6 protein-coding genes are annotated in these 5729 nt (G+C 60.2%); 3 read left to right on the top strand and 3 right to left on the bottom strand.

Going from position 1 to position 5729, the window contains the following annotated elements:
• The 3 genes from AC52Q4_RS05715 to AC52Q4_RS05705 all read left to right on the top strand — a co-directional run.
• Window positions 1-272 (top strand): SulP family inorganic anion transporter (locus AC52Q4_RS05715; protein WP_495535837.1); only part of this gene is annotated, 272 nt, incomplete at its 5' end.
• A complete protein-coding gene (gene dauA, locus AC52Q4_RS05710; protein WP_495535836.1) occupies window positions 248-1678 on the top strand; it encodes a C4-dicarboxylic acid transporter DauA in 1431 nt (476 codons plus the stop codon). The genes AC52Q4_RS05715 and dauA, both read left to right, overlap by 25 nt.
• A 690-nt stretch (window positions 1679-2368) precedes the next feature.
• Complete coding sequence (locus AC52Q4_RS05705) at window positions 2369-3556, top strand: acetate/propionate family kinase (RefSeq protein ID WP_495535835.1); 1188 nt, start codon at window positions 2369-2371, stop codon at window positions 3554-3556.
• A gap of 64 nt (window positions 3557-3620) precedes the next feature.
• Here the strand turns inward: AC52Q4_RS05705 and AC52Q4_RS05700 are convergent, their stop codons facing one another.
• From AC52Q4_RS05700 to AC52Q4_RS05690, 3 genes are all read right to left on the bottom strand, one after another.
• Window positions 3621-3785, bottom strand: a complete 165-nt coding sequence (locus tag AC52Q4_RS05700) for a hypothetical protein (RefSeq protein ID WP_495535834.1) — start codon at window positions 3783-3785, stop codon at window positions 3621-3623.
• A 303-nt stretch (window positions 3786-4088) separates the two neighbouring features.
• A complete protein-coding gene (locus AC52Q4_RS05695) occupies window positions 4089-4634 on the bottom strand; it encodes a cation transporting ATPase C-terminal domain-containing protein (RefSeq protein WP_495535839.1) in 546 nt (181 codons plus the stop codon).
• A gap of 9 nt (window positions 4635-4643) precedes the next feature.
• Window positions 4644-5591, bottom strand: a complete 948-nt coding sequence (locus AC52Q4_RS05690; RefSeq protein ID WP_495535838.1) for an HAD-IC family P-type ATPase — start codon at window positions 5589-5591, stop codon at window positions 4644-4646.
• Window positions 5592-5729: the final 138 nt, after the last annotated feature.

Below are 5729 nucleotides of genomic sequence, written 5' to 3'. Positions count from 1 at the left end.
TCCTCTGGTCCAACGTCCTGAGCGGTCTGACAGTGGGCGTGATCGCGCTGCCGTTGTCCATGGCGCTGGCTATCGCCAGCGGTGTGCCCCCGCAGAACGGCCTCTACACCGCCATCGTCGCAGGCATCGTAATTGCGCTTACTGGTGGATCAAAGGTAAATATCTCGGGGCCGACGGCTGCCTTCGTCGTGCTGTTGCTGCCGATTGTGCAGCAATACGGGCTGGTGGGTTGCTGCTCAGCGGCTTCATGGCGGGCATCATTCTGGTTCTGATGGGGATGCTGCGCCTCGGTAGCCTCATTGAGGTGATGCCGTATCCGGTGACAGTTGGGTTTACCGCAGGTATTGGTGTGGTGATCGCCACGCTTCAGATCAAGGACCTTCTCGGACTGGACGTCGCGAGCCTGGACGGGCATTTTCCGGAGAAGGCCGCCACCCTGATCGGTGCCATGCCGACTCTGGACTGGCGGGAGGCCCTTATCGGTGGGGTGACCTTCCTGATCCTGCTTTTGTGGCCGCGCCTGCGCAGCCCGATACCAGGGCATCTGGTCGCATTGCTGGTCGGCTCCTTTGCCGCAGTGGGTCTTGTCGTGGTAGTGGATGGCTTCACTGTGGAGACCATCGGTTCGCGCTTTCACTATGAGATCAACGGAGTCACCGGCAGCGGCATCCCGCCGCTGTTGCCGGAGTTCATGTGGCCCTGGCAGCAGCCCGGGCCGAACGGTGAACCCATCGGGCTTTCCTTTGAGCTGGTGGACACACTGATCGGCTCAGCCTTGAGCATCGCGATGCTCGGGGCGATTGAATCCCTACTGTGTGCGGTGGTCGCCGACGGCATGTCCGGCAAAAAGCATAATCCCAATGATGAGTTGATCGGGCAGGGCATCGGCAATCTGATCGCACCGCTATTTAGCGGCATCCCGGCGACTGCCGCCATTGCACGCACGGCGGCCAATATCCGTGCCGGTGGTTCGCTCCCCGTGTCCTCTGTCGTGCACAGTCTGTTCATCCTGGCCGCTATTCTGGCGCTGGCCCCCCTACTTGCCTATATTCCCATGGCATCGATGGCGGCGCTGTTGATCATGGTGGCCTGGAACATGAGTGAGGCCCGCCACTTCGTGCGCACTCTCAGGATCGCACCGCGCCACGACGTGCTTACTCTGCTGACTTGCTTTTCGCTGACTGTGTTGTTCGACATGGTCATTGCAGTAAGTGTTGGCGTCGGCTTGGCGGCCATGCTGTTTATCCGCCGCAGCATAGCTTTGACGGGAGTAGACATCCGTGGCGTGCTCAACGATGGAGACGAGCACGCACAGGATCTTCCGAAAGAGGTGGCCGTTTACGATATAAATGGGCCGTTGTTCTTCGGCTCTGCCCAGAAGGCCATGCGCCATATCAGCATGGTTAATCCGCACGTGCGCGTGGTCATCCTCAACATGCGGGGTGTCACCATGCTGGACATGACCGCGATCGTCTCCTTGGAATCTATCGTTAGCGAGCTGCGGGCCCGCCGTATTGGATTGCTAATCAGCAACCTGCACCCGCGTATGATCCTCAAACTGCGCCGGGCGGGTGTCCGCAAGCGGGTGGGGGAGCTTGCCTTCTGCGCTTCAGTGGATGAAGCGTTAAAAACCTACGAGAGGAAATTTCCACGTACAGCTGAAGAAGGCTGCGAGTGAATGCAATTACAAGGGCGTCCCAGCCGAGCGGCGCGCCAGTCATCTCCACGATCATTCGGCCCACACCGTAGCGCGCACCTCTGAGCGGGAGGTTAGCTCACGCTGAGCACGACACGGTCCACCCGGTGGGTGCAAGGCTGGCACCTGTCACCCCGCGGACTCCATGAAAGTTACCCTGGAGAATTCCAAGGCCGGCTTGCGCTACGCCGGGGGCATGGTTGAGGAGATCGACCGCTCCATAGACATTCTCGGGGCGTCGATGAATATTTCCTGAGTGAGTCCGCCGGCGTTCGACATTGGCGCATCGATCACGGCTCGCTGCTCCACGGTGATGTGGAGACGTCGATCTAATGGCCCTCATGGCTGCGCGGTTGTCGCAATGGTTCAAAAACTCGCTTTTTCCGACGCATGGAGCCAATTGAGTCTTGGCCATTTGCCCCCAGCATCTTTTCTCCTTTCGAATAGCTCCCGCAATATTGCGGCCCCTCAAACGGCCGTCAGCCGCACCTTGATCGCTGATGGGACAACGGTGTATTTAAATGGGATCGTCACGGAGATTACTTTCGCCATCACAGTGGGTCGGTGCGGAACATCTGAGCATGATCTCGCTAGCAGCGGTAGTGACGATGGCGTGCGCCGTATTGCCCAATAAGCGACCTGTTCGCGCATCTCCACCAGCAGCTGTACGCCATGAGTGATTTGATCCTCGTCCTCAACTGCGGCTCTTCCAGCATCAAATTCGCGCTTTTCGACACTGCCCATATACCGTCTGACCGCAAGCCGCTCTGGAACGGCAAAGTCGATGGCCTCACAGAAACCACACCAACTTTCGGCGAAACGGGTTGCGAACCAGCGCCGATCACACTCGACTCTTCCGAGCCTTACGAAGCGGCGTTAACCCACATTGCGCGACGCGTCGAAGCTCGGCGTGGCAGCCGCGCCATCACGGCGATCTCGCACCGTGTGGTGCACGGAGGGAGTAAATATTTCAAGCCGGTGCGGATCGATGCTGATGTGCTCGCGGACCTGCGTAGCTATATTCCCTTGGCGCCGCTGCATCAGCCCTTTGCGCTAGAGGCCATAGCGCGGTTACTAGTACAGTGGCCCGAGCTGCCTCAGATTGCGTGTTTCGACACGGCCTTTCACCATACCCTGCCCGAAGTCGAGCAGATGCTGCCGCTCTCCTGGGATGCTTGGGAGCGCGGCATACGCAGATATGGCTTCCACGGGCTCTCCTACGAATACCAGTCGATTGCACTCGCCGAACGCCACGGGGAACTGGCCCGAGGCCGCACAATTGTTGCTCATCTGGGAAGCGGCGCCAGTCTTTGCGGCATGCTGGATCTGAAAAGCGTGGCAACGACGATGGGGTTTTCCGCGCTGGACGGGCTGATGATGGGCACCCGAAGTGGCGCGCTCGACCCCGGCGCGTTGTTGTATCTAATGGAATTCGAAAAGCGCTCGCTCGAAGAGGTGGGACAGCTTCTTTACCACGGCTCAGGACTACTCGGAATATCGGGGATCTCATCCGATACGCGCACATTGCTGGAGCAGGAAGCCAGGGAGCCCCGCGCGCGCCGTGCACTGGCACTCTATATACGCCGTGCCGCACGGGAAATCGCCTCGATGACCGCGGCACTTGGCGGGCTCGATCTCCTCGTCTTCACTGCGGGCATCGGTGAGCACAATCCTGTGTTGCGCGAGCGCATCTGCGATGGGCTCGCGTACCTGGGCATAGCGCTCGACCCTGCGGCCAACGCCGCCAATGCGCCCGTAATCTCGACGAAGGCCAGCCCCGCCACAGTTGCGGTCGAGCCGACCAATGAGGAATGGATCGCCGCGTTGCGAGCGGATGCCCTGATGGGGGCATCGGGGTAAGTGCCGTGCCGCGTTGTTGTCCCGCGTGACCTGCTCTACAATCTTGTCTGACCCATGGCTACGCTTACACCGCTTGAAGTCGATGTCCCGAGTATTGACCCCACTCTCCTTGATGGCTGAAGGCCGGGAAGTTACGCGAGTCGGAGCCCACCCCGGAGTTCCAGCCCTCCGCGCCGTCGGCGTGATCCTCCTGCACCAGTGCGTCCTTCCGCGCGGCCAAGGCTTTCACGGTATCCCCTGCGGGGCAGCCCGGAGCTTTCTCGGGAATGTTAATACCTCGCGAAGCCAGAAATTGCCGCGCACCGCCCTCGCGTGAACGCCCATCGACATGGGAAAATAACCAGCTTGCGAGTCGAAAGGGCGAAAACCGACGCCCGTGCGCACGCTGTGGCGTTGTCGATAATCGTCGAAGACTGTTGTCCAGGCCGCCGAATGTACACGTGCGGTATCGGTCAGCACGCCGTCGAAGTCGAAGACGGCACCATCGAAGCGATCGCGGGAAACGGTGATGGTATCGCGGTGATTGATCGCGTTAGGGCTCCGGTGCTTCCCGGTGACGAACTTGGCCTGTCGCGCGTGGCATGGCCTTGCTCAGTTCGCGCAGCCACAGCACGGAGCTCGCGACTGCTGCGCAGTATAGCCAATCGCCGATGCTCAAGCTCACGGTCGAGAAGGCGTGTTGCAGAAATGGCGTGTATACCACCGCCACTTGCAACGACAACGACAGCAGAACCGCTCCCCAGAGCCATTTATTCGAAAACAGCTCGGCAAACGCGCTTCGTTGGTCGGAACGTGCGTTGAACACCGTGAAAAGCGAGAACAGCACCAAAGTGGTAAAAGCCATCGTCTGCGCGTAGCGCACGTCACCTGAGCCTTCGATTAGTCCGCCGGGCAAGCTCGTGTCCAGCACGAGCAGTGTCCCCGCCGCCATGATCGCGCCGACGAACAAGATACCCCGCCACATGCGCAATGTGATCACGCCTTCATGCCGCGGGCGTGGCGGTTCGTTCATTATTCCGGCACCCGCCGGATCGACGCCGAGGGCGAGCGCGGGGGCGCCGTCGGTGACCAGATTGATCCAGAGAATTTACGTCGCGAGCAACGGCAGTGCGACGACGCCGTCAGCGTCCGGGATCAGCCCGATCACATCTGTCAGCAGCACGCCGAAGAACATGGTCATCACTTCCCCGATATTGGATGAGAGCAGGTAGCGCAAAAACTTCCTGATGTTCGAGAAGATTGCCCGTCCCTCTTCAACCGCCGCGACGATCGAGGCGAAGTTGTCGTCAGTGAGAACCATATCGGCCGCTTCCTTCGAAACATCCGTTCCGGTAATACCCATCGCCACCCCGATATCGGCGGTTTTCAAGGCGGGCGCGTCATTGACGCCGTCGCCCGTCATCGCCACCGTCCTTCCTTGACTCTGCAACGCGCTGACGATCCGCAGCTTGTGCTCGGGATTGACGCGCGCGTAGACCGATACGTCGCAGGCCGTTTGCGCGAGCATCTCGTCCGGCATACCCTCGACCTCCGTGCCGCTAACGGTTCGGCCGTCGACCGTAATATCGAGCTCCATGGCGATAACAGCAGCGGTTCTAGGATGATCTCCGGTGATCATGATCGGGCGAATGCCGGCACTCTTAGCGCGCGCCACCGCCTGCGTCGCCTCAGCTCGGGGCGGGTCGATCATCCCGATCAGCCCGAGGAAACTGAGGTCGTGTTCCACGCGCTCATCGCACGCGTCTCGCTCGAGCGCATCCTTCGGCAGCAAGCGAAAGGCGACTCCGAGGGTACGCAACGCTTCACCGGCCAGCGCTTCATTGCTCGATAGAATCTCCGCGCGCCGCGCCTGTGAAAGCGGCCTCGTCTCCTCTCCCACTAGCTCCTGCGTACAGCGCGCAAGCAAGACGTCGGGTGCCCCTTTCGTCAGAGCGAGCAGGCTTCCATGCCGTTCGGTGTCATGATGAATCGTACTCATCATCTTGCGCTCGGACGAGAACGGTATTTCCGCGACACGCGTGAAGCGCGCATCCAGCGCATCAGCCTCTAGTGTATGGTTCTGTTCTTGACGGAACTTATTGTGGCTGAGTCATTCCAACGCATTATCCTCTGTAGCCTGGGATCAAGCGCATGCGAGTTGCCCCGCCGATCGTGTTGACCGACAAGGAGCACA

This window comes from Nitrococcus sp. (genome assembly GCF_059432795.1).
Note: the sequence above shows the minus strand (reverse complement) of the source record. Positions and strands in the feature narration are given on the sequence as shown.